This is a genomic window from Pacificimonas sp. ICDLI1SI03 (genome assembly GCF_054740865.1).
Genome location: NZ_JBSQAU010000001.1, coordinates 1532922 through 1558923, shown reverse-complemented (window position 1 = coordinate 1558923; position 26002 = coordinate 1532922). Strand labels below are relative to the sequence as shown.

Here is a 26002-nt window from a genome sequence, read left to right as displayed (position 1 = left end):
GATACGTTAGTCGGTCGCTGGACCAGCGAAGCGCCTTTCGTCACGCTCAGTCAACTTGATCCAGTATTCGAGCCGCCGTCACCGCCGGTGCCCGCGGCAATCTGATTTCGACCGCCAGCCCTGGCTGGAGCCGCGCAAAGGCCAGCGCTCCACGGTGCAGTCGGGCAACGGCGTCGGCGATGGCGAGGCCAAGGCCGTTGCCGGATGCACGCCGCGCTCGGTCCAAGCGCCCGAACGGGCGCAGCATCTCGGAGACCTCGCAATCGGATACGCCGGGACCGTCGTCGGCGACCGCCATCGTCAACGTGTCGGCCTGCTCGGTGACCGAAACATCGATACGAGCGTGCTCACCGGAGTATTTGAGCGCGTTCTCAATCAGGTTGGCGAGCGCACGCGCCAGCAGGTCGGCGTCACCGGCGACCAGCGCTTCTCGCGCTAAGCTCACAGAGATGTTGCGGCCGGAAGCCTCGATCTCTGCACGATAGGCATCCACCACCCGGTCAACGATCTCTGCCAGGTCGATAGGCTGAAATCGCGCGCGCGCGTTACCGGCATCAATCTCCGCTAGATCCAGCACCGCACTGAACAGCCGAAGCGCCTCGTCCAGCCCGGCCAACGCCTCACCCAGCGCCGCAGACCTGAGCTCTTCATCGTGCTGTGCCAACGCCAATTCAACAGAGTGCCTCACCCGCGTGAGCGGCGTGCGCAGGTCGTGGGCGACCTCCGCCGACACGCGACGGATCGTGGCTACCAGCGTGTCAATCCGATCGAGCATACGGTCGATGGCCAACGCGAGTTGATCAAGATCGGTGCGCGCATCGACCGGAGCGCCGGTCCGCGCCGAGAGATCGCCACGCTCGACTGCTCGGACGGTAACGTTGATCCGCTTCATCTGGCGCAGCGTCTGCCGCGTGGCGAAGAGGCCTGCGATGATGCCGAACACCAACGCGATTCCGCCAGCGGTCAGAATGGCCCCGAAAACAGCGTCGCGGATTGCTTCGCTTCGCTCCATATCCTCTCCAACGATGAGAAGGGATCCATCGGGAAGGCGTCGCGTCATCGCCAGCAGATGGACGCCCTCGACGCCGGGTTGCGGCGGAGGCTGGTCGATAAAGTGCCAACCGACCTTTCGCGGTACAATTTGGATGTCGCCGATCAGCGTGCGTCCATCTGGCCCAACTAAATAATACTCGGGCGACCCCGGCCGCTCGGCCTTCGCTCGAATTATTTCCAGTGCGCGATCAAGGCCTCCCCGTTGCGCTTCGAGGGCGATCACGTGCGACTCCAGCTCGATGCGATTTCGAGCCTCGCGCTCAACCACCCCGCGCGTTGCGATCCAGCCGCCGAGCGCGCCGGCGACCATGCTGATGACGAGCAGCAGCGCGTTGAGCGCAACAAGACGGGACACCGTCGAGCGCAACAGCCGGCTAATCACTCCAAGCGGCATAGCCTTCCCCACGCACGGTATGGATCAGGGGGGGATCGTCACCGCGATCGATCTTTGCCCGCAGCCGACTGATGTGGCTTTCGACGAGGTTCCTGCCAGGATCGAAACGGAACTTCCACACGGTCTCCAGCAGCATCAACCGCGTAAGCACGGCCGGCGAGTTCAGCATCAGTAGTTCGAGAAGCTGGAACTCGCGTGGGATTAGTTCGATGGGCGTGTTGCCTCTCCGCACCGTCCGAGCGAGACGGTCGAGTGTCAGATCGCCCAGCGAGAGGATGCTGGGCGGGCCGGCCGCCCGGCGCTGCAGCGCTTCAACGCGCGCGACCAGTTCGGCGATCGCGAACGGTTTGACAAGATAGTCGTCGGCTCCACCTTCAAGACCTTCGACTCGTTGGCCCACGGAGCCTAGCGCCGTGAGCATCAGCACGGGTGCTACGACTTGGCGACGGCGCAGCTCGGTGACAACCGATAGCCCATCCATCTCTGGCAGCATTCGGTCAACGATCAGCAACGCGTGAGCACCGCTCACGGCGCGATCAAGTCCGCTTTTTCCGTCGTCCTCCCAATCGACGGCGTGACCGCGAGCACGCAGCGCTTCAACAACGGCGCTCCCCGTGTCCTCGTCGTCCTCGATCAGTAGTAGGCGCATAATGCCCGAGGCATCTCCTCTGTTGTTTGCGCCGACCATAGCCGCGTGCGAGCAGTGCCGACAGTGCGCCAATGTCGTTTGCCGACGGCTGCGTTCGCACAAGAGTTCGATCGCCTTCTAGTGCAGAATGCCGCCAGCGGACCTTGTGAATCTACAAGGTGCCTTGCGGTCGGCGCCGATGCATGAGTGTCGCAGCTTTGGCGTGCCCGAGGAGGCATCGACCATGATCTCATTATGCATCAGGAGTTGAAGCAAAACTATGCGGACGGTGCTGTTATCGGGGTTGGCCACGCTGCTACTAGCCGCACCTGCTTGGGCGGCACCGGACTGGGCGAAGGTTGACGCCGCGCTGGGACGCCCCGGCGTCGAGCAGCCGGACGGAGTTCGTCGCTACGGATTTCCTCGCTCCGACCTGCGCGTTGTTCTGGATGGCGTATCGATAGAGCCTTCGCTGGCGCTCGGCTCCTGGGCCGCGTTTCAGCCTATGGGGGACGAAGTGATGGTAATGGGCGATCTTGTGCTCACGCACGAGGAAGTGAACCCTGTGATGACGCGCCTTTTGCAAGGTGGATACACCATCACCGCGCTCCACAATCACCTGCTGCGGTCCGCGCCCGGCACCATGTACATGCACATAGCTGCGCATGGCGATCCGGTAAGGCTGGCGGCGGCGCTGCGCCAAGCCATTTCCGCAAGCCGCACACCGATCTCTCCACCGTCTCTTGGAGCGGGAGCACCGTCTCGCCTCAATCTAAACTCCGATGCTCTGGACGAGCTGATGGGAGCCGAAGGCAGGGTCAATGGTGGCGTTCTGCAATACAGTATTCCCCGTGCGGAGCGGCTCATGGATGGCGGCATGGTGACGCCTCAATCAATGGGAACTGCGACCGCAATCAATTTTCAGCCCACCGGCGGCGGCAAGGCGGCGATCACGGGCGATTTCGTCCTCATCGCGAGCGAAGTAGACCGCGTCCTTCGAGCGCTTCGAGCGAACGACATCGAAGTCACAGCGCTTCACAACCATATGTTGAACGACGAGCCGCGCCTGTTCTTCCTGCACTTCTGGGCCAATGACGACGCGGCAAAGCTGGCGCGCGGTCTCCGCTCGGCACTCGACACAATGAACAATCGAAAAAACTAAGAATCGGACGACGGCCAGTCGGGCCGCGACCGCCGCCCGTTCATCCCCCGGCCCCGAAGGAAGTGGAACGGAACATGGCTAGCAAACGAACTCTCGTCATCGGAGCCAGCGCTGCTGTGTTGACGGTGGCAGGCGTGGCGCTCGCGGCGCAGCAGAACCATGAGGCGAACGAGAACCGCATTATCGGCGAGCATAGCGAGAAGGAAGTCGCACTCGACCAGGTGCCGGTGGCCGCGATGAACGCCGCGCGCACACGACTCGCGTCTGTCCGCGAAGCCGAGCTGGTAACCAGAAAGGCGGACGGCAGCACGCTCTACGAGATCGAAGGCAAGGATCAGGCTGGCAAGAACGTGGAGCTGTTCGTTACGCCGACAGGCCAAATCCTCGGGAATGAAAACGACAGCGATGAGGATGGCGACTGAACTCTCAGTCGTCTGAATGGGCCTGAATGGGGGTAAGGCCCATTCTTTGAAAACACCATCCGAGGATCAAATATGTTTAGGACTGTCGGTTATTGCATCGGAGCGTGTGTATCATCCGTCGTGCTCGCTGCTTCGAGTTATGCGCAAGAACAACCGATTCACACAAACGGCTCTGAACTCGTTGCAAGCTGTCGCGCCAACAACCCAGCGTGCGGCGCATACCTTCAAGGCGTGCTGGACATGATGATAGTGGCGCGGGGTAGCGAGTGTGGGGCGCCGCGTTACGATCGGAATAGATTGCGTTCAGCCTATCTGCGCTGGGCAGAAGACAACAGCTACTTCATGGACGTTCACATGGTTGCTGGCGCCGAACAAGCATTGGCTGAAGCTTGGCCTTGCGCGCCGCGACGATAGGAAGAAGTTGCATCATCCCAATCGCTCCACAGCGGCGCTCAGATAGGAATTGTTTCTGGCAGGTAGCTGGTATCACCGAACGGAGTAAGGAGTTCTGCTTGCCATTTGAAATCCGCCAGCTTTGTTATGCTATCGCCGCGGCGGACCATGGTAGTTTTTACAGAGCCGCCCGGGCACTTGATATTGAACAATCGACCCTCAGTCGCTCCATCTCGAAGTTGGAGCGCTCGATCGGAATGTCTATCTTCGAGCGGTCGCGGGCTGGGGTCAAAACGACGCTGGCCGGAGCCGCGTTCATTCGTGGCGCGCGACCAATGGTGGCAACGGCAGATAAGCTAGTCACCATGATGCTCGCAGCCGGCCAGGGCCGCGCTGGCGGTCTATTGCTCGGGTACAATAGCTCGGTCTCCGCCGGCAATCTCCGGGCGACCCTCATTAGCTGGCGCGAGGCGCATCCTGACGTCGAACTGGAATGCGTCGAGGCTGATCGCAGCGTTCTGCTCGCTGGGCTCGACACGGGCGAAATCGACGTAGCGATCCTGATGGGGACGCCCAGCCACAACGGATTTCGCTGCGAGCCGCTATGGAGCGAGCGGATGCTAGCCGCGTTGCCCGCCTCGCATCCGTTGGCTAGACGGGACATAATTCACTGGACGGATCTTCGGGGCGAGCACTTCCTTCTGCCCGCGGCCGATCCCGGCCCTGAAATCCGCGACATGTTGCTTGGCAGACTTCCAATCTCGGGCGGTAAGCCTGACATCCGAATGTCGCGGGCGAGCCGTGAGACCGTGCTGAGCATCCTCGGCGTCAACTCGGGTGTTACCATTGTCTGCGAGGGATCGACCGGAGCGACCTATCCTAGTGTCGTCTATCGGCCGATTCATGGCGAACAAGGACCGGCACTGACCGGATACTCGGGTTGCTGGCGAGACGACAATCGCAATCCAGCGTTGCGGCGCTTTCTTGGATTTATCAAGGCCCGCTATGCGCTCTCTTTTGATTTCTCGCCAAGATTCCAGTAAATTAGGCGGCCAGTCGGTGGAGTAAATTTTTGATGTCGCAAGGCAGGACCATCATCATCGTGCTTGTCACTTTGGTCATCGGCTTCGCAGGCGGCTTTGTCTTGCGGCCGGTCATCGCCCCCCTTAGCCAAACAGCCGTCGCCGTCAGTCCGGCCCCGGCCGCGCCGCAGCCGACCGCAGCGCGCGGGACGCAGTATTTTGCGGCCAATATCGACGAGGCTCGGCAGATCGTAGCAGCGTGTCGAGACGGTTCGGTGCGCGGTGATGAATGCGCCAACGCCGAGCAGGCAGTTATCGAGGCCGATAGCCGCGATCGCTTCAAGCGTTTCACCGGCAACTGAGAAGCCGGGAACCCCTTAACTGCCTTGCGCGCGGTGGCGACGAAAGCCGCGGTCGGTGTCCATGAAGCGCGCAAGCATAGGCGCCACCAGCTTTTCAGGCGGCATAGGTTGCTGGCCGGTCTCCGCCGCGAGCGCGGCGGCGTAGGCTACAAGATCGCGGTGGACCCCGGCGGGTAGCTCCACCGTCAGTTTGACAGGCCGATCGTCCACCAATGGCCCCAGCTTCAATTTCGTCATCGTGACGCTCCCAAAGGTTCGAGCACTAGGTCGCGGGTGATGACCACGCGCAGCGGATGGCCCGGCCGGATGGTAAGGGTCGGCTGCACGTTGAGCTGCCGCCGAACGATCTGCTGGCCGGTCTGATTGATCGTGTCCTGCGAGCCGCGCCGTAACGCGCGGGTCAAGTCATCCTCGCTGTCCGCGCCCAACTCGGCGCCGACGCCGAGCAGAGTCGAGACGGCCGCCGCCCTGAGCAGATTGCCCCAATGCTGATTCACGCGATCCTGTAGGCCGGCGAACCCAGCGCCGTCCGCGCCTGGCTGGCGCTCGAGAACGATCGAGCGCCCGTCCGGCATGATGAGCCGGTCCCAGGCGAGGAGAACACGGGTCTGCCCGGCGGTGATCTCGCTGTCGTATTCGCCGATCAGCCGGGCACCTTGCGGGATGAGCAAGATGCGGCCTGTCGGGCTGTCATAGACGTTCTGCGTAACCTGCGCCGTTATCTGGCCGGGAAGATCGGACCTGATCCCGGTGATGAGCGCGGCCGGGATGATGCTTCCGGCCTGCACGATGTTGGGCGACGGGGGTGCGATCAGCCGCTCCGCGCTCACCGTTCGCTGGTTCGAGGCTTGCGCCATGAAAGCGCGCCGGCCAGCTTGATCGCCCTGCGCTGCGCTCGCCTGCTGCGTTAGCTGCGCGGCTTGGTCGGGCAAGATCAGCGACGGGGCCGGCGCCGTTCCGGCGTTGCCCGCGTTGCCGCCGAGGAATACGCCACTCATTCGGGCAGCGTCACGTTCCTGCTGGGCGCGCTGGCGCGCAGCCTCCTCGGCCTGCGCGCGCGGATCGGGTTGGGCCGGCTGCGTGCCGATCGGCGGCACGGGCACGTTCTCGCCGCGCTGCTGGGCGGACACGATCGGGCCGCCGAGGTCGCCGGGAAGTGGTGGCCCAAGGCGCGGCGCTTGAGCATAGTCCCTCGGTCCCGAGGTGATGGTCTCGGCCGTGGCGCGGCTCTCGGTGTTGTAGAGTTCTTCCGCCTGCCGTTCACCAGCCGGTTTGAGCGCGTAGATCAGCGAGCCGCCGATACCGAGGCCGGCGGCCACGCCTATGACTGTCAGCGCCTTGCGGGACAGACGCATGACGCGGGGCGGATCGCGTCGAAGCTGGAATGGCTTTGGATCGGCGGGAAGGGGCTGCGGCGCGGCCGGCTCGGCGGAGGGAATGTCGGTGCGATCGTTCACGGCCGCCGCTCCCGTCCGTCGTCGCGCACGATGCGGACGCGCTGTTCATTGCGCCGATCGCCCAGGCGCAGTTCGGCGGCGGCGAACAGCCGGTCCACCACCATGTAGCGGCCCTGCACGCGATAATTGACTAGCTCGGCGTCCCCGGCCGCGCCGGTAACGAACAGCGGCGGCATCTCGCCCTGCGAGATCCCCGCCGGAAACTCGATGAACACCTGCCGGGAGTCGTCGAACGCACGAATGGGACGCCACGGGGCGCGGTCGCCCTCGATGCGATAACGGAAATTGAGCGAAGTCACATCCACGCCGGTCGCGGCCGGCGCGACCGTCGCAGCGGCGATGTTGCCGCCGCGTAGCGCGATGAGCTGATCTTGCGGGTAGGTCCACGACACTGAGGCCATGTAGGTCGCAGGTGTCGCGCGCAGCTCCAGATGATAGGTGCGCCGATCGGTGTTGATGACGAGGTTGGTGGCGAGGTCCGGCCTCGTCGGTTTGACGAGGATATGCACTCGCGCTGCCGGCCCGCCGCCGCTGATAGTATCGCCGATGATCCAGCGCACGGTGTCGCCGGCTGCTACCGGCCCCGGCCCAACGAGCTGCTCGCCCTCCTGTAAGGCGATGTCCGTCACTTGGCCGGGCGCGGTATAGATCTGATAGAGCGCGCCGTCCGTCCAGGGATATTGCTGGATGGCGTTGAGGAAGCCGTCACGGGCCGGCTGCACCCGCGCGGCGGCGTTTGCATCGCCGACGCGCCTACGGGGATCGGCAGGCTCTGACACGCGAGGGGCATCCGGCAATGGCTTGAGCTGACCGGGAAGCGGCAACGGTTCAGGAATCGTAACGATCTCCACCGGGCGCGGCGGCTCGGCGGCCGGCGTCGCGGCGACTTCGCGCGGTGGATCGTCATATGCGATAGCGGGCGGCCGAGCGGAAGTAGTGGCACAGCCGGCGAGCGCGGAGGCGGAAACGAGCAGCGCGGCGGTGACGGCGCGCCGGAAGGGAATGCCGATCATTGCGACAGCTCCTTTGACCAGTTGAGGGCATTGACGAACACACCGAGCGGATTCTTGCGGAGTGCGTCCGGCGTGCGAGGCGGCTGCACGACGATGGTGAGGATCGCCGACCAGCGTTCGGTGGCGGCGAGGCTGCCGTCCTGATAGCGTCGCTCCGTCCAGGCGACGCGGAAGCTGTCCGGTGACGCGCGGATGACGCTTGATACGTCCACCGCCACCTGCACCCGCCCGACGTTGGCGAACGGGTCGTTGGCGCGAGCGTAATCGTTGAGCGCGACCGCGCCCCGATCGGTGGTGAAGTCATAGGCGCGAAGCCAGTTCTGACGAACGATGACCGGATCGGCCGGCACGCTCCTGACTTGCTCGATGAAGCGGGCGAGATGGAACGCGATCTGCGGATCGGTCGGGCGATAGCCGGCCTCGGCCGGCGCGACCGCCTGCGCCTCGCCGAGCCGATCGACCTGCACCACCCAAGGGACGATATGGCCACGGGCCGATTGCCAGACGAGGCCGCCAGCCAGGCCGCCCGAAAGGGCGAGCGTGCCGAAAAATGCGAGACGCCAGTTCTTCGCCTGCACGCGCGCCGAACCGATCCTGTCGTCCCAGGCTTGGGCGGCGCGCTGATAGGGCGTGGTCGGTTCGGGGGTCTGGCCGTAGCGGATGGTCGGTCGTCGGAACATGGCAGCTAGTCCTTCTGATGGAGATCGACGGACGAGCCGCTTCCCCCGCCGTCGCCGGAACGTAGGGTGTGGGCGGCGATCGTCGCGCCGTGGGTCATGGTCTGGCGGCGCTTCATGGCCGATGCCCAAGCGGGCCTGTCGTCGGAGGCTGGTGCCGATGGCGAAGCACCTCCTGAAATCGTGCCTCGCGTCGCGGTGACTGCTGCGCGACCGCCGGCGCGATAGCTGTCTTTCAGGGACGCGGCGGCTTTCCGTAGCGGGGAAATCGCCGCACCCGCCGCCGCTTGGCCGACACCGGCCGCGCCACCCGCGACGGCGGCTGCGCCGGTCTTGCCTGCCGAGCCGAGCGCATAGGCGCTGCTGGCGGCGCCGGAAGCAAAGGCGCTCCCTCGTGCCGCGCCGCCGATCGCGCTTGCAGCCGCGCCGGCGCCGAGGCGTGCGGCGGCTGCACCGCCAACCAGCGCGCCGCTTGCGGCCAGCGCGGTCCCGGCGGCTGCGCCCGCGCCGAGGGCCGGCCCGCCTGAGACGATGCCGTTCGCTACGCCGGGGCCGAAGATCGCCAAGCCAAGCAGCGACAGCGCGCCGAGCGCGATCGACATCGCTTGCTCCAGCGTGGGCTCTGGGCCAGCGGCGGCGGTGAATTGACTGAACAACGTCGTGCCGATGCCGGTGATGACGGCGAGCACGAGAACTTTGATGCCGGTGGAGACGACATGGCCCAACACCTTCTCGGCCATGAAGGCGGTCTTGCTGAAGAAGGCGAACGGCAACAGCACGAAGCCGGCGAGCGTCACCAGCTTGAACTCGATCAGCGTCACGAAAATCTGGATCGCCAGGATGAAGAAGGCGATGACGACAAGCGCCCAAGCGAGCAGCAACACGACGATCTGAACGAAGTTGGTGAAGAATGAGATTGGACCGACCAGCTCGCCCGCAGCAACGACCAGCGGCTCACCCGCATCCAAGCCGGTCGCGGCGATGAAGCCGGGGCGCATGAAGTCGGCGATGCTCATGGCATCGCCCGTCGCCTTCAAGCCCAGCCCGGCGAAAGACTGGAACACGATCGTCGCCAGTGTCGAGAAATTGCCGATGATGAAGGCAAAGACGCCGATGTAGAGCGTCTTTTTGATGAGGCGCTGAAGCACGTCCTCGTCGGCGCCCCATGCCCAGAACAGACCGGCAATCGTCAGGTCGATGGCGATCAGCGTGGTCGAAAGGAACGCGATCTCGCCGCCGAGCAGTCCGAACCCGCTGTCGATGTAGGTCGTGAAAACCTGTAGGAAGTTGTCGATGATGCCGGTGTCGTTCACCGCTGATTGCCTTCCCTGCCGAAGAACCGGCGTTGATGCGCCGCCCATGCCGCCTCGCAGCCGGAATCCGGCATGGTGAGCGCGCGGCAACGCGCGAGTTCCGCCGCTAAGGGATCGCGCTCGGCGCGTGCCGCCACGGCGTTGGCCGCCTCCGGCACGCGCGGCTCGGTGACGGCGGCGATCACCGCCACCGTCATCATGAGCCCTGCCAGCGTGGCGACGCCGGCGATCTTGACGGCTGCCGACATCGGCTCAGTTGCCGAGGAAGCGGCGGAGGCGCTCGCGCCCCTCGGCTTCGGCGGCTGCATTTCGCGCCGCCTCCAGCGATTGCGCTCGGCCTTGAGCGGCCAGCAACGCCGCGATGTCGGCGAGCTGCTGCGATTGCAGCGCGAGAAGCTGGTTGCCGGCCTGAGCCGCTTGGAGCGCGCCTTGAGATGATTGGCTCGCCGACACGAGGCGGTTCATCGTCGCGCGCGAGCCGTCGATATTTCCAACGACGCCGGCCTGAACGCGGAGCGCGTCCTGAAACGCGCCTACGCTGGTCTCCCACCGCTCGCGCGCATTTGCGACGAGCTGCCGTTGCGGGACCGACATGGCGCCGGCTGTGTATCGGCTGGTGAAAGCCTGGTCGATCTGGCCCAAGTCATAGGCGATGCGCTGCGCCTGGCCGAGCAACTGCTGGGTCTGGCGCACCTGGCCCTGCAACTCGGCGAGCGAGGATTGCGGGAGGCTCGCCAGATTGCGGGCCTCGTTGAGCAACGAAGTCGCCTGATTCTGTATCTGGCGAATCTGATTGTTGATCTGCTCCAGCGTGCGCGCGGCGGTCAGCACGTTCTGCGCATAGTTGGTCGGGTCATAGACGATCCCGCCGAACTGCGCGTAGGCCGGCACGGGCGCCGCGATCGGCGCGATGGTCGCGGTGGCGAGGACGCCGGCCAGAATGGCGCGGCGCAGGGGAAGTCGGGTCATAGCGGTAACTCCTGCTGGCGGGGGGGAAGAAGCTCGATCGCCCAGGCGCAGCCGCGATGGCGCAGCCATTCGGCCGCGAATGCGGTTTGGCCGTGAGTCTCGATGATGTCGGCGATGCGGAGCTGATCGGCCTTGGCCGACGCGGCGGCGAAGGCCAGCGCGACCTCGCCCAGCCCCAGCTCGAACAGCCGGTTGCCGCGCCGCGACTGGCAATAATAGTCGCGCTTGGGTATCGCCCGGCTGAGGATTTCGATCTGGCGGGCGTTAAGCCCGAACCGCTCGTAGATGGCGGCGATCTGCGGCTCGGCGGCGCGCTCGTTCGGCAGGAAGATGCGCGTCGGGCAGCTTTCGATGATGGCCGGGGCGATGCTCGACGTTTCGATGTCCGCAAGGCTCTGCGTGGCAAAGACGACGCTGGCGTTCTTCTTGCGAAGGGTCTTCAGCCACTCGCGGAGCTGCGCTGCGAAGTCCGGGCTGTCGAGAACCAGCCAGCCCTCGTCGATGATGATGAGTGTGGGCGAGCCGTCCAGCCGCCCGCCGATCCGGTGGAACAGGTAGGACAAAACGGCGGCGGCGGAGCCGGCGCCGACCAGTCCTTCGGTCTCGAACGCCTGCACGGCGGCTTCGCCCAAGCGCTCGTCCTCGGCGTCGAGAAGCCGGCCCCACGGCCCGCCGATGCAATACGAGGCGAGCGCCTGTTTGAGCTGCTGGTTCTGCAACAGCACGGCAAGGCCGGTCAGCGTGCGTTCGCTAACCGGCGCCGACGCCAGGGAGTTGAGCGCCGACCAGATATGCTCCTTAGCCTGCGGATCGACCGCGACGCCTTCGGACGCGAGGATCGCCGCCAGCCATTCCGCCGCCCACGCTCGCTCGGCCGGATCGTCGATGCGGGCGAGCGGTTGGAGCTGCACCCCGTCGCCGGTTTCGTCGGCAAGCATTCCGCCGAGATCCTGCCAGTCGCCGCCCATGCCGATCGAGGCGGCGCGGATGCTGCCGCCGAAGTCGAAGGCAAAGACCTGGCTGTTCTCGTAACGGCGGAACTGCATCGCCATCAGCGCGAGCAGGACCGATTTGCCGGCGCCGGTCGGGCCGACAATCAGCGTGTGGCCGACATCGCCGACGTGAAGGGAAAACCGGAACGGGGTCGAGCCTTCGGTTCTTGCGTAGAGCAAGGGGGCTGCACCGAAATGCTCGTCCCGTTCCGGCCCCGCCCATACTGCTGACAGGGGGATCAGGTGGGCGAGATTGATGGTGGAAATCGGGGGCTGGCGAACATTGGCGTAGGTGTGGCCGGGAAGGCTGCCCAGCCACGCCTCGATCGCGTTCATGCCCTCGGGAATGACGGTGAAATCGCGGCCCTGAATAACCTTCTCGACGAGCCTCAGCTTCTCGGCCGCGATGGCGGGATCGCGGTCCCACACCGTCACCGTGGCGGTGACATAGGCCATGCCGGCATAGTCGGCGCCCAGCTCCTGCAAGGCGGTGTCGGCGTCGGCGGCCTTGTTCGAGGCGTCGCTGTCGAGCAGCGTGCTCGCCTCGTTGGTCATCACCTCCTTCAAGATGGCGGCGACGGATTTGCGCTTGGCGAACCACTGGCGACGGATGCGGGTAAGCAGCTTCGTCGCGTCGGTCTTGTCGAGCATGATCGCGCGGGTGGACCAGCGATAGCCGAACGCCAGTCGGTTCAGCTCGTCGAGCAGCCCCGGAAACGTCGAGCTGGGAAAGCCGGTAATGGTGAGGATGCGGAGATGATGGTCGCCCAGGCAAGGTTCCAGCCCGCCGGTCAACGGCTCATCGGCGAGCAGCGCGTCGAGGTGCATCGGGGTTTCCGGCACGCGCACACGCTGTCGCCGCGTCGAGATCGTCGAGTGGAGGTAGGTCAGCGTCTCGCCGTCATCGAGCCAGCGGACCTCGGGCACGAAACCCTCGACCAAATTGAGCACGCGGTCGCTACGATCGGTGAAGCCTTTGAGCAGCTCCCACGGATCGACGCCGGTGGTGGACCGGCCCTCGTAAAGCCAGCCTTCGGCCCGCGCGGCGTCCTCGGCCGGCGGCATCCACAGCAACGTCAGGAAATAGGCGCTCTCGAAATGCGCGCCTTCCTCACGGAACTGTTCGCGGCGCTCCATATCGACCAGCGCAGAAACGGGATCGGGAAACTCGGACTCGGGGTAATCGAGCGCGGGACTGCGCTGCGCCTCCACGAAGATCGCCCAACCGGAGCCCAGGCGCCGGAGTGAACTGTTCAAGCGTGCCGTGGTGGCGACCAGCTCGGCCGGCGTCGCACTGTCGAGATCAGGGCCGCGGAAGCGTGCGGTGCGCTGGAACGAACCGTCCTTGTTGAGCACGACACCTTCGCCGACCAACGCGGCCCAAGGCAGGAAGTCCGCAAGGTACGCGGCCTTGCTGCGATATTCGCGCAAGCTCATCATGGCTGCATCCATGTCGGGAAGCGGAGATGGCGCCGGGCCACGTCCACGAACTGCGGATCGCGTCGTGCAACCCATACGGAAAGCGCGTGGCCGATCGCCCAGATGACCAGGCCGGCGATCCAGAGACGCAGGCCGAGCCCGATCGCGCCGGCCAGCGTCCCGTTGACGATGGCGAGCGACCGCGGCGCGCCGCCGAGCAAAATCGGCTCGGTCAGCGCCCGGTGGACGGGGGCATAGAAGCCCGCGATCGGTTCGGCTGCGTCCTGCATCAGACGAGCGCCCCGCCGCCGAACGAGAAGAACGACAGGAAGAAGCTCGACGCGGCAAAGGCGATGCTGAGACCGAACACGATCTGGATCAGCCGGCGGAAGCCGCCGGAAGTATCGCCGAAAGCCAGCGTCAGGCCGGTCACGATGATGATGATGACCGCGACGATTTTCGCCACCGGCCCCTCGATGCTTTCGAGGATGCTTTGCAGCGGCGCTTCCCACGGCATCGACGATCCGCCCGCGTGGGCCGGAACGGCAAAGGTCAGCGCGACGACGCTGGCGGTGGTGGCGAGCATGGCGCGACGCGCGCCATGCCGAATGGCATGGATCATGGCAGGTCTCCGGGCTGGGGTTTGGGAAGCAGGGTAAGGCGGTAGTCGCCGGTCGCGGCGTCGAGTCCTTCGACGCGGGCCAGCTCGGCGAGACGCCGGCCGTGCGCGTCACGGACCAGCACGGCGATCAGGTCGATGGTCTCGGCGATCAGCGCGCGAGGGACTGTCACGACCGCCTCTTGAACGAGTTGCTCCATGCGGCGGAGCGCGCCAAGTGCGGTGCCGGCGTGAATGGTTCCGATGCCGCCCGGATGGCCGGTGCCCCAGGCTTTGATGAGGTCGAGCGCCTCGGCGCCGCGCACCTCTCCGATCGGGATGCGATCCGGCCTAAGCCGTAACGACGAACGGACCAGCTCGGACAGCGACACCACGCCGTCCTTCGTCCGCATGGCGACGAGGTTGGGCGCAGCGCATTGCAGCTCGCGCGTGTCTTCGATCAGAACGATGCGGTCGGTCGTCTTGGCGACTTCGGCCAAGAGCGCGTTGACCAGCGTGGTCTTGCCGCTGCCGGTGCCGCCGGCGACGAGAATGTTGGCGCGAGCCGATACGCCTTCGCGCAGCGCCGTCGCCGCGTCGGCCGACATGATCCCGGCGGTGGCGTAGTCGTCAAGCGTGAACACCGCGACGGCGGGCTTGCGGATAGCGAAGGCGGGAGCCGCTACGACAGGCGGCAGCAAGCCCTCGAATCGTTCGCCGCCCTCGGGCAGTTCTGCCGACACGCGGGGACTGCGCGCATGAACCTCGACGCCGACATGATGAGCGACCAGGCGCACGATGCGTTCGCCATCGGCGGCGGTCAGCGTCTCGCCGGTATCGCTAACGCCTTCGCCGAGCCGATCGAGCCACAACCTCCCGTCCGGGTTTAGCATCACCTCGATCACGGTCGGGTCGTCCAGCCATGCCGAGATCGACGGCCCGAGCGCGGTGCGCAGCATCCGCGCGCCGCGCGTCTTGGCCTCGGATCGGATCGGATGAACGGTCAAGGAACTGGCCCTGCGAAGGGCCGGGCGAACCGCCGCCCGGCTGTCGGGGCACAGCAAGAGACGCATAAATACTTCTGCCGCAACAGCTACTTGCTGGCGTAGTAGAGGGGGCGGCAGATACGTGGTCGGCGGCGGAATTGCTTTTCGACTACGCGGTGGTTGGCGTGTCTATTCAGTCCGACTCAGTCGAAGTGGAGCGCGGCCAGACATCTTCCGGTATCTCGTCCCTCAAGCTCTTGCCGCTGGCGAAGCGCCGGCCGAGCGTCTCGACGAAACCCTCGTAGCGCTTGCGTCCCTTCACCTGCGCGGCCGCTTGATCCTCGTCGGGCAATGGCGGCGTCACCGTCAGCCAGAACCGCACAAACAACGTCAGTGCCTCAATCGTGAGTCCGGTGTCGCGCTCAAGCCGCTGGACCTGACGCGACAAGCGATCGAGCCGTCGAGCGAACGCCGCCTCCATCCGGTCGGCGCCGTCCGGCGAGAGGTAGGAGGCGACCGCCGCCTCCACGATTGCCGAGCGAGAGATGCGGCGGCGGATCGCCAGCTCGTCAACCTGCTTGGCGAGCGCTGGCGGAAAATAGACATTGAGCCGGACGCGCATGATCGCCGCCTACAGCTCGATACCATCGCCGGGGTCGAGCGACGCTTGCCGCGCGAGCCCCTGCATCCGGCGCCGCACCGCCGCCTGCCGCGCGGCGTCGTCGGGTTCGTCGTCCATGATCGCAAACTCCTGCGCGGGCGGTGGCGAGGTCTCGGGCGCGATGGCGACATGCTCCGGCAGTTCGGGTTCGCGGCGCAATCCGCCGTTCGCCGCGTCCTCCGCCGAACGGACGATCTGCGCCACGGCGGCGGGATCGGCGATGACGGCGCGGCCCGTCCAGTCATCGCGCCGGACCTGGGCGGCGTCAGGGGTGGGCGCGGACATGATACGTTCGGCGAACCGTGCGTCGCGGTAGTAGCGGGCCTTCTTCGCCCGGATCGGATGGACGCCCGCCACCATGACGATCTCGTCATCGGGCGGCAGCTGCATCACCTCGCCCGGCGTGAGGAGCTGGCGAGCGGTCTCTGACCGCGACACCATCAGATGCCCGAGCCAGGGCGAAAGCCTGTGACCCGCATAGTTCTTCATCGCCCGCATCTCGGTCGCGGTGCCGAGCGCGTCCGAGACGCGCTTGGCGGTCCGCTCATCGTTGGTGGCGAAGCTCACGCGGACGTGGCAGTTGTCGAGGATCGCGTTGTTCGGGCCGTAAGCCTTCTCGATCTGATTGAGGCTCTGCGCGATCAGGAACGCCTTGAGCCCGTAGCCGGCCATGAACGCCAAGGCAGACTCGAAGAAGTCGAGCCGGCCTAAGGCGGGAAACTCGTCGAGCATCAGGAGCACGCGGTGGCGGTTGCCCTTCGGGGTCAGCTCCTCGGTCAAACGGCGCCCGATCTGGTTGAGGATGAGGCGGATGAGTGGCTTGGTGCGCGATATGTCGCTGGGCGGCACGACCAGATAGAGCGTCGCCGGCCGTTCGCCCCCCACCAGATCCGATATGCGCCACTGGCAGGCCCGCGTGACCTGCGCCACAACAGGATCGCGGTAGAGACCGAGGAACGACATGGCCGTGCTGAGCACGCCCGACCGCTCGTTATCCGACTTGTTCAGCAGCTCTCGCGCCGCGCTGGCGACGACGGGATGAACGCCGGCTTCGCCAAGGTGCGGCGTCGCCATCATCGCGGCCAGCGTCTGCTCGATCGTGCGAGATGGATCGGAGAGGTACGACGCGACGCCGGCCAACGTCTTGTCCGGCTCGGCATAGAGGACGTGAAGGATCGCGCCGACCAGCAGCGAGTGCGACGTTTTTTCCCAATGGTTCCGGCGCTCCAGGCTGCCTTCGGGATCGACCAGCACGTCCGCCACATTCTGCACATCGCGCACCTCCCATTGGCCGCGCCGCACTTCCAGCAACGGGTTGTAGGCAGCCGATGCGGCATTGGTCGGATCGAACAGCAGCACGCGGCCGTGTCGCGCGCGGAAGCCCGAGGTCAGCGACCAGTTCTCGCCTTTTATGTCGTGGACGATCGCGGAGGCCGGCCAGGTGAGTAGCGACGGCACAACCAACCCGACGCCCTTGCCGCTCCGCGTCGGAGCGAAGCACAGCACATGCTCGGGGCCATCGTGGCGCAGATAGTCCCGGTCGAGTCTGCCGAGCACGACGCCGTTCGCGCCCAGCAGCCCGGCCGCCCGAACCTCGCGCGTTGTCGCCCAGCGTGCCGAGCCGTAGGTCTCGGCGTTCTTCAACTCGCGCGCACGCCACACAGACATTCCAATGGCGACGGCGATTGACACGAACCCGCCCGACGCGGCGATGAATGCGCCGGTCTTGAAGATGGCTGGCGCGTATGCGTCGAACGAGAACCACCACCAAAAGAAGGCCGGCGGCGGATAGACACGCCAGCCGCCGACGATGAACCAGGGCGGCCCCAGCTCGGGTTGATAGGCCAAGGCCGCGGCGGTCCATTGCGTCGCGCCCCACACACCTGCGAGCACGATCAGAAAGACAGCGATGATCTGGCCCCACAGGATTTTCGTCGCGGACATGGCTGTTTCCTTGTCAGAGGCCGAGGCCGCGCTTGCGGCCGAGCGCTAGGTCGATGCCGCCACCAGCGCGAACGACACCGGACACTTGGCGACCGAGCTGCTGTTCGAGCGCGCTGGCCCAGGGCACGAGACGGAAGCCGAGCCCGTCGTCGATCATGGCGAAGCGACCGGAGGCGAGTGCGAGGCGCTGGCGGACTACGCCGGCAATCTTCTCGCCGGAGGTGGTCGGGCGATACGCAAGGCCCGTTTCGCCCGCGATCTTCGCGCCAACGGCGTCCAGCTCGCGCTTGCGCAGCGTGTCGAGCAAGCCGCGCTCGAACACCGCGCGTTGGCCATAGCGGCGCGCCAGCCCCTCGCGGACAAGATGATCGGTGCGCGCGTCCATCGCACGGCACACCTCCGCACCGAACCCGCCATCCGCGACACCCGTGCCGCGCTCGATCAGCCGATGGTCAAGCCAGGTCGCGCCGGGCGCCTTCACCTGCGCGGCGAGGTCGAGGTCCGATCGCGTGGCGAGGATCAGGGTGGGCTTCGGCTCGCCCGGCTTGCCTATAGCGCGCAGCTCGACGATCCCGCCGAGCGTCGGGCTTTGCTCCAGCGCTTCAATTCCGGGCAGCCGCACATGATGGGTGCGGCCGTCCGTGCCGTCGATCACGGCATAGGCCGCGCCATACAGCTCGTCGTGCAACCCCTTGTCGATCAGCCGGCCGACGATTGGCTTTTCCGGCGCGCCGCTCACAACCGCGTAGCTTTCCAGCGGCCGGTCCTGCCCGTGATCTTTCAGAGCCTGTCCGATGGTGCGGATAATGTCGCCGCGCGCGGCCAGCTCGCGCAGCTTGCCTTGCGCGCCTTCGGCAACCGCCCACTGTCCGGGCTCACCCTCAGCGGCGAGCCCCATCGTCTCCAGATGCTGCAAGCGGCCGACCATTAACCGGCGGAGGCGCGGATCGGCCGGACCGGGCCGCTCGGGGCGCAGGTCGATGACCCCCAGTTCGTCGGCCGCGCGGCCGATCTCGGTATCGAGCCGCGTCCAGCGCTCGGCCGTCACTTCTCGGTCGAGCGCGCGCTGCACTTCATGCTCAGGCTTCGGCCCAAGTTCGGCCTGCGCCAGCTCCTCGGCGTGGGAGCGCAGGTTGTGGCTGATATAGTCCCGCGCCATGACGAGATCGGTGCCGGTGTCGGTGACACCGCGCACGAGCATATGAACGTGCGGGTTGTCGGTGTTCCAATGATCGACCGCGACCCAATCGAGCCGCGTCCCCAAATCCGTTTCCATCTGCCGCACGAGATCGCGGGTGTATTCGCGTAGGTCGGTCAGCTCGGCCGCATCCTCCGGCGAGACGATGATGCGGAAATGATGCCGGTCATCCTTGCACCGCTCGGTGAATGCGCGATCGTCGGCATTGTCTCCGGCCGCGTCGAACATGCGCGTCGGGGAACGGTCACGGGTGACGCCTTCGCGCTTCAAATAGGCGACGTGCGCGGACAGCGGCGCCATGCGTCGGCCCCCGCGACTGCGATGGTTCACGGGTAGCGCCTTCACCATCACTCGACGGCCCGATCCGAATAACCGGCTGCGGGCAAATGCTGTTCGTCCCCGCCCGAAACTGGATTGGCGACCTCGGCGCGAGCCGCCCCCGGTGCGCCGGCCTCCGCTGTGGATCGCGGCCACGCGCAGCACCTCGGCCACCAGGCCGCGCGCATTGCGGCCCTGCGCCTTGCTGCGCTTGGCCTTGCCCGGCCGAACGCGGAACTCACTGTCCTCGCTCACGGCCGGGCCGCTTTCGGCCGTAAATGGCCCGTGGTGCCATTCGAGACGTTGATTTTGCTTGCTTTTCCCTTCCGCGCGGCACGCGCGCCGACCGACGCCCCCGCATGAAGCCACGGAAAAGCCTTGGCTTTTCGGCGAAACGGGGTGCGGCTTATATCTTGCCCTCGTCTGTCCCTGCCGTTTTCTCCCTCCCCAGCCACTTTCCTGCTCGGGACGGATGATGGGGATGACGCGCGGATCATTGCGGTCGGCCCGCGCGGGCGCGGGGGACGAACAGCGTGTCCGCCGGCTCGCTGGCAGGAAGAGCGACGGCGCTAACGTCGCCGGATGTCGCCCCATCGGTCGGCAGTTCGGGCGCGGGTTCTTCATCGTCCGACTGCACGGAGACGCCCTCGGACGCGGCGCTCGCGGTGCGGACGAACAGTGCGGCACGTCGCCAGGCGAACGGATCGGGCGGCGCGCTAACCGCCACCTCCGCAGCGCCCGACGTGCCGATGGCGGCGGTGAGCTGGGCGAGGTAGCCGACCGTCTCGGGCGGCAGCGGGCGGCCGTGCGACACGAAGTCGTCGTAGCGGCCCGGTCCCGCATTATAGGCCGCCAGCATCGCGCTCGCGTTGCCGTATCGGTCGTGCATCGCGCGCAGATAGGCCGCGCCCGCCATGATGTTGTCGCGCACGTCGAACGGGTCAGCGCCGAGGCCATATCGCGCGCGAAGATCGGTCCAGGTCGCGGGCATGATCTGCATCAATCCCATCGCACCCGCGCGCGAGACGGCGCGCGAGTTGCCGCCGCTCTCGACGCGCATCACCGCCCATATCCATGCCTCGGGGATGCCGAACCGCCGCGCGGCATCGGCGACGTGGCCGGCGTAGGGATGAACCGCCGCCGATCGCGCGGCCGGCAAATCCTGCGCCGTCGCCGCGACCGGCGCAGCCCCGCCGGACAGCAGCGCGACGGCCAATGCCAACGCCGATCCGACTCCACTCCGCCGCCAGCCTGCCAGCGTGCTCGCTACGCTCAAGGGTGCGCGCGCTGCGCCGGCCTGCGGCCGCCCTTGACCTTCGCTGCGCGCCCCGGCCGGCCTGCGACCGAGCGGGACGGAGGGATGAGACGGCTTTCCCGCGAACAAAGGGATGATGGACAAGCGCACCGGATCAGTCCTGCTCGCGCGACTTCGGCTGGCGGTTCCAGCGCAGCGACCAGGCCGACTTGTCGCCGGTGTTCTGGAACAGCGCGGCGCGGAGCGGCTGCGCGAAGGCGGGATCGTCGATGCGCAGCGAGACGTAGTCCCCGGCGCGTTCGCCGGTCTCGTTCCAGCCCGCGCCGATCTCTGGCCCTTCGCCGCCGTCGCCGCGATGAACGCGCCAGTCCGGCGCCTTGTCGGCGTCGCTCGCCTCGGCCGGGACGATCGAGATGCGGATGTCGAGCGTCGCCGTCTCGATGATGCCTTCGTAGCCGCTGGCGGTACGGAAAAAGCTGCCGATCTGCATGGGACTCTCCTTAGGGTTGGCAGGGACAAGCGGGTTCAGCGCCACGCGAGCGGCGCGTTCGGGGTGTCGCGGGTGAGCACGGGCATGGCGCGGCCGAGCACGGTCGAGGCCGGCAGCGGCCCGAAATAGCGGCCGTCCATGCTGTCGGCGTGATCGGGATTGAGCATCAGCAGCTCGCCGGCGCGCAGCGTGCGGCAGCCCTGCCAGACAGGCAGCGACCGGCCTCGTCCATCACGCGCCAAGGCGACGACGACCGGCCGTGCATCGACGCTCACCACGGCGCCGATCCGGCACACGCGCTGCCCGGCCTTAGCCGCGACATGCTTCAACAGCGGCACGCGCTCGCCGAGATAGCCGCGCTCGGCCAGCCACCGCGCCAGCGGCGCGGGCGGCGTCACGGCGACCAGCGCGCCGATAGCGGGATCGCGGTCGGGCTCGATGCGGTAGAGGCCGAGCGGCGCGCTCGCGCTGGCGTTCCAGATGACGCGCGGCAGCGGGTCGAATACCGCGACGGCGGTGAACGACACGGCGAACAGCGACGCGGCGGAAGCCGTCGCGATGGTCCATCCACGGCGCGTCATCCTTCGATCTCCCGGCGCTTGAGCCAGGCGCGATGACGCTCCAGCGTATAGGGGCGCGGCTGATGTCCGGCGGCGATGCGGTTGGCGACGTGTCGCCAATGATCGGGCGCGGCATCGCAGGGATCGACGCCCGCGGCCTCGGCCGCGTCGATTGCGGCGAGCACTTGGCTGACCTTCGGCCAGCCCTCGATCTTGAGCAGGATGTCGCCGCCGGGCCGCACGAACGGCAGCGTCGTGAACGGCTCGCCCACGCCGACCGCGCGCACGATGTCGATGCGCGAGCTGACCGTGCCGTAGTCGTTGGCGGCCCAGCGGACGAACGCGAAGATGGCGCCGGGACGGAAGCGGACGATGCGGCGGCGGCGGTCGACGATCTCGTCAACGGCGACGCGCCCGAACCTGATCCAGTGCTCAATCCGCTTCTCGATCCAGGTCAACTCGACGCGAGTCATACCGTCGTCGGACGGCTGGCGATGACGCATCGGGGACAGGGGGACGGTCATCGCCGGCTCCGGGCGATGGCCGAGTCCGCGCGCGGCATGAGGTCGTCCTGTCCCGGATCGGAGGTCGAATGCTTGATGCCGATGTCGGCCCAGGCGCGCAGGTCATCGACCGAATAAACCACCCGGCCGCCGATGCGGCGGTAGGCCGGCCCGGTCCCAAAATAGCGGTGCTTCTCAAGGGTGCGGCCGGAGAGGCCGAGAAAGCGCGCGGCTTCCGGCGTGCGCAGAAAGCGGGGCGGCAGGTTGGTGGGCGTATCGGACAAGTGACGGCTCCTGCGGGCGGTGGCGGCAGGAGGCGTAATTGTCAGAAGGGAGGCGGCCGGGTGGGGTATGAAGATGTGCGGCTGCACGGATGTGCCCCCCCCCGCGCGGGGTGGCAGCGGGGAGCGGATCAGCGGATGCGGAGCAGCTTGCGGTAGTCGCCGTTCATCATGGCGATGCCGTCGCGGACCAGCCGGACGACGAACGACCGCGCGGCGGACATCTTCCAATCGCTCGCGGACAGCCGCGCCGCCTCGTCGCGCCCGAGCGCCACCGCGATCTCGCGATAGGTCGCGCCGCCGTCGCGCAGGTCGAGCGCGCGGAGCATCAGGTCGAGCCGGGCGAGCCGATAGGCGGTCAGCGGCCAGCCGCGCGGCAGCGGCCCGGCGGCGCGGCCGAGCAGGCGGCGATGGAAGCGCAGCAAGCTGGCGATGCGGGTGACAAAATCCTTGTCGAGCGGGATGACGGCAGCGAGCGGCCGGCCGGGCTGCGGATCGCGCAGCCACAGCCGATGCTCACCCGCCGCGTCGGCGACGATGACATGGCGTCCGTCGATGCCGGCTAGGTCGGCGAGCAGCCCGCCGAGTGCGCGAGGATCGACCGGCGAAGCGCTGTCGAATCCTTCCGGCGCTGCGTCGAGGATGACCGTGACGGCGGTCAGTTCCGGGCGCCAGGGGACCGGCTCTGAGAGGTCATCCGGCGCCGTAGCGAAAGGACAACCCCCATCGCCGCGCGAAGGCCATCTCGGCGGCACTTTGCGCGACGGCGCCGCTTGCGATGCGCTGCTGCATCTGCTTGTGTTCGGCGCGATAGGTGCGGTTTCGGCGTAGAAACTCAGCGGCGAAATCGGCGCGCCCGAGGGCGCCGGACAGTCCGTCGGCGCGCCGCTGGCGACGCCTTGGCGGCGTCGGCATTGCATCCTCCCAACCGCGCTTAGCGCGCGTCAGGAGCGCAACATCTTCCGGTTGTCCTGGCTATTATAGCGCAAAGATAGCGATCAACCGTGCGGCGAAGGCGGCGCGAATACTTCCAATTTGGGGTTCAATCTTAACGATTTAGCGGCCGGTTGCAGCCGAGCAGATGCGCATATCCAATCTCTGTCATCCACCGCGCGCGGGCAAGATGACTCTCGTGCATCGCCTTGGCGCGATGGGGTTCCGCGCCCACGTCGATGCCGAAAATAGCGGCGGCAATCTCCCGCCAGTCGGTCCCTTCTGCGTCAGCATCGAGCAGGCGAAGATAAGCGGTCAAATGGCCTTCGTCGTACTCGGTGAGTTGCGGCGAATCAGGCGCTCGGTCATGAAAATGGTTGTTGCCCATCATGCCCTCACGTCTTGGCCCGCGTTAACCAATAGACCCTCGGCGAAGCATTTTCGATGCGCTTGCTCAGCATAACTAGGTGCGCAATCCGCATTGCTCGACAATCACTCACGGAGCTGCTGGTTTGCGGTGCGCCCCCGCAAACAGCTCCTGAACCCGTGATCGGGGAGTGGTAAACCGCGTTTAGTCGGCCCTACGACCTTTAGCACCGGAGCGCCTGGACATACGTCGCAGGCTCCCCGACCGCATGGTCAAGGATTCGCGGCGTCGTTTCGGCCGACACCAAACCGCTAAACGTGGGGCTACCAACCCCAGGCCGCCGCGTAGCGGCCCGCTGTCCTTTTAGGACAGCGGCAGGGATTTTACCACTACCCAGCGCGAGCCGGGCGCCAGCCCGGCGAGCGCGCCATTGCAGTCGCGCGGACCTATGGGGCGCGCGCCTGCCGCCGATCCGGTGAAGCGGATCGGCGCGAAATCGCGGAAGCCGCAGGGCCGGAACTTCGACCCTGCGGCGGCGAACCTTAGGCTGCCTTGAGGCGCTGCATTCCCTCGGCGAGCGTCCAGAGCGCGCGGTTCAGCGTCACATTCTGGTCGATGCCGTTGATCGCGCGAGTCTGTGCGCGGCGGATACGGCCCTCGGCGTTGCGCTTGCGGCCCTGCAATCCGCCCCGAATGACATTCTCCTGAATGACATTGAATGTGGTCCACAAGCTGCGGTCCACATCCTCGCGCCGGCGCGGCTCGATGATCTGCTCGGGCCGCAGCGGGCTTTCATCCTCTCCGTAGCGAGCGACAAGGCTAACCTCGCCGAGCAACCGCCGCTCGTCCTCGGAAAGCTGGATGGACTTCATCGACTCGCTGGCGTCGATCAGCCGGGGGAAGTCCTCGGCGACGGCATAGACGCCCTCGATAATGTCGTGCTCGATGTTGCCCTTGTGCGGAACGCGGACCTCCTCGAACCGCTCGCCCGCGATCATGCTGTTGGTGCAAACGAACCGCAGCATCCCGGCGAACATCTGATAGGCGCTGGTCCCGTCATGGCTGTTCACGATGATGACTTCGGCGGCCTCGGCCTTGCCGATGCCCTCGTCCCGGCGCAGGCGCAGCATATGCTTGGCGTGGCCGTGGCGGCTTCCATCACGCGGCACCGACTGGACAGCGAAGAAGGGGAACCATCCTTCACGGCGCAGTCCCTCCACAATGTCGATAGTGGGCACATAAACATACCGCTCCGAACGGCTGTCGTGCGCCTCACGGGCGAAGATGGACGGGACGTGCCGATAAAGCGCCTCGTTGTCGAGCGGCTCCCGACCGCTGATCTGATGGGCGTTCCGGCCAAACCGCGTGGCAAGTTGATGATACATGGCTGAACTCCTTGAGCTTGGGTTTCCGCGCAGCGGAGCGCCGCGCTGAAACCCTGCCCGTCGGCGAGACCGGGGGTGCAAACGGAAGGCGGCTTCGCGGGGAACCGGCTGCACTGAGCGAAGCGAGGGAAGCTGGGCGGAAGCCGCTTGCAGTGCGCCGGGGGCAGAGCCCCAAGCACCGCGCCGCTCTGCGGCGCCAGCAAACAGCCCTTGCCATTTGTTCCTGTTTTGATCCAAACCGGCGGCAAGGAGTCGGTATGAGCATCACGATCACGGGACAGCCCGGCCGGCGCATCGCGGTCGCGGGCGACATCACCAAGACGCTACGCGTGCCCTATGACGCGGTTGAGGAGCGTTTCCTGCTGGCGGCAAGCGACGGTTCGCTGATCGAAGGTCGCCTCGAAGCCGAGGAGGATCGCTTCGATTTCCGAGTCGTGGTGGACGGTGCCGGTTTCTCGCGCATCGGCCCCGGCAAGCTGACGCTGGACTGGGCTGTCGAATGGGTGGCGATTGCGCCCTACGATGCCGGCGCGCTGCCGGAGCGCGCACCGATGCCGCTTCCGCTGTTCGATTCGCTGCCCGGCTAGCCAACTTTTCCCGACAAGAGGCGCCCCGCTCCGTGGAGCGGGGCGCTGCGGCGGATCAGCGAGACCAGATCAGCGCGTACTCGCCGGCGGTATCGGTCTCTGAGAGGGTGGCGTAGATCGGTGCCGGGAAGGTCGGATCGTCGAGCTTGACCGAGAAGTAGGCGCGATCCTCGCGGCTGGTCTTCTTCCAGGCGGCCCCAATGTCGAGGTTGCCGACGGTGACGCGGAAGTCGGGAGACTTGTCGCCATTCCTCTCAATCGGGCGGAAGACGGCCTTGGTGTTGAGGGTGAGCGTCTTGATGACGCCGTTGAACTCGCCCTTGTCATTGGCGGTGAAGGTGCCGATCGTAGCCATGTCGTAATCTCCATTTGCTCGAGCCACGCCCATCGCGGCCTCGATGGCGATCGACGGATCGGTGGCGAGCGGCTGCGCACCGTGGGCGGCCGGAACGAAGTGCAGGACGGCGGCGGGCGGCTTTTTTGGATCGCGATGCAAAGCCGGAGGCGGCGGAAAAAAGCCGTGCGACGCCGTTGCGCCAAGACGATCGAGACGGAGGCGTCCTCCGATCAGATCAGGCCATTACGAGGCTGTGCGGGGTGGTCGGCAAATATCGGGGCGGAACATGGCATCGACGGCGCCATGCCTCACGCGGGCCAAGA

Annotated in this window: 32 protein-coding genes; 6 read left to right on the top strand and 26 right to left on the bottom strand. The window is 66.4% G+C overall.

The features are described from left to right. Positions 1 to 46: 46 nt before the first annotated feature. Positions 47 to 1447, bottom strand: coding sequence for a sensor histidine kinase (locus ACSMXM_RS07600; RefSeq protein WP_054725851.1), 1401 nt, complete (start codon positions 1445 to 1447; stop codon positions 47 to 49). Further along, the gene (locus tag ACSMXM_RS07595; RefSeq protein ID WP_054733083.1) at positions 1428 to 2096 is read right to left on the bottom strand and encodes a response regulator transcription factor; all 669 of its coding nucleotides are present in this window, start codon (positions 2094 to 2096) and stop codon (positions 1428 to 1430) included. The genes ACSMXM_RS07600 and ACSMXM_RS07595 overlap by 20 nt, the downstream gene beginning before the upstream one ends. A gap of 259 nt (positions 2097 to 2355) precedes the next feature. Between ACSMXM_RS07595 and ACSMXM_RS07590 the strand changes: the two genes are divergently transcribed. From ACSMXM_RS07590 to ACSMXM_RS07570, 5 genes are all read left to right on the top strand, one after another. Further along, positions 2356 to 3237 (top strand): DUF1259 domain-containing protein, encoded by an 882-nt coding sequence (locus tag ACSMXM_RS07590; RefSeq protein WP_054725847.1) that lies wholly within the window; start codon positions 2356 to 2358, stop codon positions 3235 to 3237. Between the two features lie 74 nt (positions 3238 to 3311). After that, on the top strand, positions 3312 to 3659 hold the full coding sequence (locus ACSMXM_RS07585) for a hypothetical protein (RefSeq protein WP_054725844.1): 348 nt from the start codon (positions 3312 to 3314) through the stop codon (positions 3657 to 3659). 72 nt (positions 3660 to 3731) lie between these two features. Beyond that, positions 3732 to 4073: a Rap1a/Tai family immunity protein gene (locus tag ACSMXM_RS07580; RefSeq protein ID WP_224199557.1), complete on the top strand. Its 342-nt coding sequence runs from the start codon at positions 3732 to 3734 to the stop codon at positions 4071 to 4073. 98 nt (positions 4074 to 4171) lie between these two features. Then, positions 4172 to 5095 (top strand): LysR family transcriptional regulator, encoded by a 924-nt coding sequence (locus ACSMXM_RS07575; RefSeq protein ID WP_158514424.1) that lies wholly within the window; start codon positions 4172 to 4174, stop codon positions 5093 to 5095. Between the two features lie 32 nt (positions 5096 to 5127). Beyond that, the gene (locus tag ACSMXM_RS07570) at positions 5128 to 5436 is read left to right on the top strand and encodes a hypothetical protein (protein ID WP_054725841.1); all 309 of its coding nucleotides are present in this window, start codon (positions 5128 to 5130) and stop codon (positions 5434 to 5436) included. 15 nt (positions 5437 to 5451) lie between these two features. Here ACSMXM_RS07570 and ACSMXM_RS07565 read toward each other — a convergent pair whose 3' ends face one another. The 23 genes from ACSMXM_RS07565 to ACSMXM_RS07455 all read right to left on the bottom strand — a co-directional run bounded on the left by ACSMXM_RS07565 (position 5452) and on the right by ACSMXM_RS07455 (position 24755). Continuing rightward, positions 5452 to 5673, bottom strand: a complete 222-nt coding sequence (locus tag ACSMXM_RS07565; RefSeq protein ID WP_054725836.1) for a DUF2274 domain-containing protein — start codon at positions 5671 to 5673, stop codon at positions 5452 to 5454. Continuing rightward, a complete protein-coding gene (locus ACSMXM_RS07560) occupies positions 5670 to 6893 on the bottom strand; it encodes a TraB/TrbI/VirB10 family type IV secretion system protein (RefSeq protein WP_088712620.1) in 1224 nt (407 codons plus the stop codon). Before ACSMXM_RS07560 ends, ACSMXM_RS07565 begins: the two co-directional genes overlap by 4 nt. Further along, positions 6890 to 7906 (bottom strand): P-type conjugative transfer protein TrbG, encoded by a 1017-nt coding sequence (trbG, locus tag ACSMXM_RS07555; RefSeq protein WP_054725830.1) that lies wholly within the window; start codon positions 7904 to 7906, stop codon positions 6890 to 6892. Before trbG ends, ACSMXM_RS07560 begins: the two co-directional genes overlap by 4 nt. Continuing rightward, positions 7903 to 8586 (bottom strand): conjugal transfer protein TrbF, encoded by a 684-nt coding sequence (gene trbF / locus ACSMXM_RS07550; protein WP_054725827.1) that lies wholly within the window; start codon positions 8584 to 8586, stop codon positions 7903 to 7905. Before trbF ends, trbG begins: the two co-directional genes overlap by 4 nt. 5 nt (positions 8587 to 8591) lie before the next feature. Beyond that, positions 8592 to 9896, bottom strand: coding sequence for a P-type conjugative transfer protein TrbL (gene trbL / locus ACSMXM_RS07545; RefSeq protein WP_088712619.1), 1305 nt, complete (start codon positions 9894 to 9896; stop codon positions 8592 to 8594). Further along, positions 9893 to 10144, bottom strand: coding sequence for a putative entry exclusion protein TrbK-alt (gene trbK-alt, locus ACSMXM_RS07540; protein ID WP_054725821.1), 252 nt, complete (start codon positions 10142 to 10144; stop codon positions 9893 to 9895). Before trbK-alt ends, trbL begins: the two co-directional genes overlap by 4 nt. 4 nt (positions 10145 to 10148) lie before the next feature. Beyond that, positions 10149 to 10865, bottom strand: coding sequence for a P-type conjugative transfer protein TrbJ (trbJ, locus tag ACSMXM_RS07535; RefSeq protein ID WP_054725818.1), 717 nt, complete (start codon positions 10863 to 10865; stop codon positions 10149 to 10151). Next, positions 10862 to 13297 (bottom strand): conjugal transfer protein TrbE, encoded by a 2436-nt coding sequence (trbE, locus tag ACSMXM_RS07530; RefSeq protein ID WP_054725815.1) that lies wholly within the window; start codon positions 13295 to 13297, stop codon positions 10862 to 10864. Before trbE ends, trbJ begins: the two co-directional genes overlap by 4 nt. After that, positions 13294 to 13566: a VirB3 family type IV secretion system protein gene (locus tag ACSMXM_RS07525; protein ID WP_054725812.1), complete on the bottom strand. Its 273-nt coding sequence runs from the start codon at positions 13564 to 13566 to the stop codon at positions 13294 to 13296. Before ACSMXM_RS07525 ends, trbE begins: the two co-directional genes overlap by 4 nt. Next, the gene (locus tag ACSMXM_RS07520) at positions 13566 to 13898 is read right to left on the bottom strand and encodes a TrbC/VirB2 family type IV secretion system protein (protein WP_054725809.1); all 333 of its coding nucleotides are present in this window, start codon (positions 13896 to 13898) and stop codon (positions 13566 to 13568) included. Before ACSMXM_RS07520 ends, ACSMXM_RS07525 begins: the two co-directional genes overlap by 1 nt. Then, complete coding sequence (trbB, locus tag ACSMXM_RS07515) at positions 13895 to 14881, bottom strand: P-type conjugative transfer ATPase TrbB (RefSeq protein ID WP_054725800.1); 987 nt, start codon at positions 14879 to 14881, stop codon at positions 13895 to 13897. The genes ACSMXM_RS07520 and trbB overlap by 4 nt, the downstream gene beginning before the upstream one ends. 172 nt (positions 14882 to 15053) lie before the next feature. Next, entirely contained in the window at positions 15054 to 15482 is a 429-nt protein-coding gene (locus ACSMXM_RS07510) for a ribbon-helix-helix domain-containing protein (RefSeq protein WP_054725797.1), read from the bottom strand. Positions 15483 to 15491: 9 nt separating this feature from the next. After that, positions 15492 to 17465 (bottom strand): conjugal transfer protein TraG, encoded by a 1974-nt coding sequence (locus ACSMXM_RS07505; protein WP_054725794.1) that lies wholly within the window; start codon positions 17463 to 17465, stop codon positions 15492 to 15494. A 13-nt stretch (positions 17466 to 17478) separates the two neighbouring features. Next, complete coding sequence (locus ACSMXM_RS07500; RefSeq protein WP_054725789.1) at positions 17479 to 19236, bottom strand: relaxase/mobilization nuclease domain-containing protein; 1758 nt, start codon at positions 19234 to 19236, stop codon at positions 17479 to 17481. A gap of 238 nt (positions 19237 to 19474) precedes the next feature. Further along, positions 19475 to 20386 carry a lytic transglycosylase domain-containing protein gene (locus ACSMXM_RS07495; RefSeq protein ID WP_088712618.1) on the bottom strand — a complete coding sequence of 304 codons (912 nt, stop codon included), beginning with the start codon at positions 20384 to 20386 and terminating at the stop codon, positions 19475 to 19477. A 4-nt stretch (positions 20387 to 20390) separates the two neighbouring features. Continuing rightward, on the bottom strand, positions 20391 to 20726 hold the full coding sequence (locus tag ACSMXM_RS07490) for a DUF736 domain-containing protein (RefSeq protein WP_088712617.1): 336 nt from the start codon (positions 20724 to 20726) through the stop codon (positions 20391 to 20393). Between the two features lie 35 nt (positions 20727 to 20761). Then, entirely contained in the window at positions 20762 to 21307 is a 546-nt protein-coding gene (locus tag ACSMXM_RS07485; RefSeq protein ID WP_088712616.1) for a S26 family signal peptidase, read from the bottom strand. After that, positions 21304 to 21810, bottom strand: coding sequence for a DUF2840 domain-containing protein (locus ACSMXM_RS07480; protein ID WP_088712615.1), 507 nt, complete (start codon positions 21808 to 21810; stop codon positions 21304 to 21306). The genes ACSMXM_RS07485 and ACSMXM_RS07480 overlap by 4 nt, the downstream gene beginning before the upstream one ends. Further along, complete coding sequence (locus ACSMXM_RS07475; RefSeq protein ID WP_015459426.1) at positions 21807 to 22073, bottom strand: helix-turn-helix transcriptional regulator; 267 nt, start codon at positions 22071 to 22073, stop codon at positions 21807 to 21809. The genes ACSMXM_RS07480 and ACSMXM_RS07475 overlap by 4 nt, the downstream gene beginning before the upstream one ends. 128 nt (positions 22074 to 22201) lie before the next feature. Next, complete coding sequence (locus ACSMXM_RS07470) at positions 22202 to 22825, bottom strand: DUF2285 domain-containing protein (RefSeq protein WP_210308524.1); 624 nt, start codon at positions 22823 to 22825, stop codon at positions 22202 to 22204. After that, positions 22764 to 22985, bottom strand: coding sequence for a transcriptional regulator domain-containing protein (locus tag ACSMXM_RS07465; RefSeq protein WP_088712614.1), 222 nt, complete (start codon positions 22983 to 22985; stop codon positions 22764 to 22766). Before ACSMXM_RS07465 ends, ACSMXM_RS07470 begins: the two co-directional genes overlap by 62 nt. 133 nt (positions 22986 to 23118) lie before the next feature. Beyond that, complete coding sequence (locus ACSMXM_RS07460) at positions 23119 to 23391, bottom strand: DNA -binding domain-containing protein (RefSeq protein WP_088713447.1); 273 nt, start codon at positions 23389 to 23391, stop codon at positions 23119 to 23121. Between the two features lie 521 nt (positions 23392 to 23912). Continuing rightward, positions 23913 to 24755, bottom strand: coding sequence for a DUF932 domain-containing protein (locus tag ACSMXM_RS07455; protein ID WP_088712613.1), 843 nt, complete (start codon positions 24753 to 24755; stop codon positions 23913 to 23915). A gap of 257 nt (positions 24756 to 25012) precedes the next feature. Here ACSMXM_RS07455 and ACSMXM_RS07450 point away from each other — a divergent pair, with 257 nt between their 5' ends. Then, positions 25013 to 25342: a hypothetical protein gene (locus ACSMXM_RS07450; RefSeq protein WP_088712612.1), complete on the top strand. Its 330-nt coding sequence runs from the start codon at positions 25013 to 25015 to the stop codon at positions 25340 to 25342. Positions 25343 to 25397: 55 nt separating this feature from the next. Here the strand turns inward: ACSMXM_RS07450 and ACSMXM_RS07445 are convergent, their stop codons facing one another. After that, positions 25398 to 25838: a DUF736 domain-containing protein gene (locus tag ACSMXM_RS07445; protein ID WP_431768021.1), complete on the bottom strand. Its 441-nt coding sequence runs from the start codon at positions 25836 to 25838 to the stop codon at positions 25398 to 25400. Between the last annotated feature and the right edge of the window lie 164 nt (positions 25839 to 26002).

What these genes read in the sequence shown, in the direction of transcription:
- ACSMXM_RS07600 (WP_054725851.1), bottom strand. Translation starts at nt 1,447, where the DNA reads ATGCCGCTTGGAGTGATTAGCCGGCTGTTGCGCTCGACGGTGTCCCGT.
- ACSMXM_RS07595 (WP_054733083.1), bottom strand. Translation starts at nt 2,096, where the DNA reads ATGCGCCTACTACTGATCGAGGACGACGAGGACACGGGGAGCGCCGTT.
- ACSMXM_RS07590 (WP_054725847.1), top strand. Translation starts at nt 2,356, where the DNA reads ATGCGGACGGTGCTGTTATCGGGGTTGGCCACGCTGCTACTAGCCGCA.
- ACSMXM_RS07585 (WP_054725844.1), top strand. Translation starts at nt 3,312, where the DNA reads ATGGCTAGCAAACGAACTCTCGTCATCGGAGCCAGCGCTGCTGTGTTG.
- ACSMXM_RS07580 (WP_224199557.1), top strand. Translation starts at nt 3,732, where the DNA reads ATGTTTAGGACTGTCGGTTATTGCATCGGAGCGTGTGTATCATCCGTC.
- ACSMXM_RS07570 (WP_054725841.1), top strand. Translation starts at nt 5,128, where the DNA reads ATGTCGCAAGGCAGGACCATCATCATCGTGCTTGTCACTTTGGTCATC.
- ACSMXM_RS07565 (WP_054725836.1), bottom strand. Translation starts at nt 5,673, where the DNA reads ATGACGAAATTGAAGCTGGGGCCATTGGTGGACGATCGGCCTGTCAAA.
- trbG (WP_054725830.1), bottom strand. Translation starts at nt 7,906, where the DNA reads ATGATCGGCATTCCCTTCCGGCGCGCCGTCACCGCCGCGCTGCTCGTT.
- trbF (WP_054725827.1), bottom strand. Translation starts at nt 8,586, where the DNA reads ATGTTCCGACGACCGACCATCCGCTACGGCCAGACCCCCGAACCGACC.
- trbK-alt (WP_054725821.1), bottom strand. Translation starts at nt 10,144, where the DNA reads ATGTCGGCAGCCGTCAAGATCGCCGGCGTCGCCACGCTGGCAGGGCTC.
- trbJ (WP_054725818.1), bottom strand. Translation starts at nt 10,865, where the DNA reads ATGACCCGACTTCCCCTGCGCCGCGCCATTCTGGCCGGCGTCCTCGCC.
- trbE (WP_054725815.1), bottom strand. Translation starts at nt 13,297, where the DNA reads ATGATGAGCTTGCGCGAATATCGCAGCAAGGCCGCGTACCTTGCGGAC.
- ACSMXM_RS07525 (WP_054725812.1), bottom strand. Translation starts at nt 13,566, where the DNA reads ATGCAGGACGCAGCCGAACCGATCGCGGGCTTCTATGCCCCCGTCCAC.
- ACSMXM_RS07520 (WP_054725809.1), bottom strand. Translation starts at nt 13,898, where the DNA reads ATGATCCATGCCATTCGGCATGGCGCGCGTCGCGCCATGCTCGCCACC.
- ACSMXM_RS07510 (WP_054725797.1), bottom strand. Translation starts at nt 15,482, where the DNA reads ATGCGCGTCCGGCTCAATGTCTATTTTCCGCCAGCGCTCGCCAAGCAG.
- ACSMXM_RS07505 (WP_054725794.1), bottom strand. Translation starts at nt 17,465, where the DNA reads ATGTCCGCGACGAAAATCCTGTGGGGCCAGATCATCGCTGTCTTTCTG.
- ACSMXM_RS07490 (WP_088712617.1), bottom strand. Translation starts at nt 20,726, where the DNA reads ATGCAGATCGGCAGCTTTTTCCGTACCGCCAGCGGCTACGAAGGCATC.
- ACSMXM_RS07485 (WP_088712616.1), bottom strand. Translation starts at nt 21,307, where the DNA reads ATGACGCGCCGTGGATGGACCATCGCGACGGCTTCCGCCGCGTCGCTG.
- ACSMXM_RS07480 (WP_088712615.1), bottom strand. Translation starts at nt 21,810, where the DNA reads ATGACCGTCCCCCTGTCCCCGATGCGTCATCGCCAGCCGTCCGACGAC.
- ACSMXM_RS07465 (WP_088712614.1), bottom strand. Translation starts at nt 22,985, where the DNA reads ATGCCGACGCCGCCAAGGCGTCGCCAGCGGCGCGCCGACGGACTGTCC.
- ACSMXM_RS07460 (WP_088713447.1), bottom strand. Translation starts at nt 23,391, where the DNA reads ATGGGCAACAACCATTTTCATGACCGAGCGCCTGATTCGCCGCAACTC.
- ACSMXM_RS07455 (WP_088712613.1), bottom strand. Translation starts at nt 24,755, where the DNA reads ATGTATCATCAACTTGCCACGCGGTTTGGCCGGAACGCCCATCAGATC.
- ACSMXM_RS07450 (WP_088712612.1), top strand. Translation starts at nt 25,013, where the DNA reads ATGAGCATCACGATCACGGGACAGCCCGGCCGGCGCATCGCGGTCGCG.